Source organism: Serratia sp. 506_PEND (assembly GCF_001076875.1).
Lineage (GTDB): Bacteria > Pseudomonadota > Gammaproteobacteria > Enterobacterales > Enterobacteriaceae > Serratia > Serratia marcescens.
The window spans coordinates 1-245 of record NZ_JVEL01000021.1; the positions used below are offsets into that span (position 1 = coordinate 1).

The 245-nt window shown below is 57.6% G+C and carries 1 protein-coding gene; it reads right to left on the minus strand.

All coding sequences use genetic code 11. The features are described 5' to 3' along the window. Position 1 precedes the first annotated feature (1 nt). Positions 2-245 (minus strand): helix-turn-helix domain-containing protein (locus ADK28_RS00650; protein ID WP_048794618.1); only part of this gene is annotated, 244 nt, incomplete at its 5' end.

Genomic DNA, 245 nt, shown 5'->3' on the forward strand with positions numbered 1-245 from the left:
TTTACACGCCGTCGCAGCGGTAAACCGGAACCCGGTGGGTTGTCCCCGTCAATGTGTCGAAGACGTCGGTTTCTGAGGTTACAATTACCATTCCTGCCTTACGCAGTCGCAGCACCTCCGCCGCCATTCGGTGACATCCGAACCAGAACAGCCCGTCCAGCGCTGTCACCTGTAACCCGCTTCCCAGCGCCAGCCTGAGCCGTTCTCGCAATGCTTTCACTTCTTTCGCTATCTGCAGAAAAGGG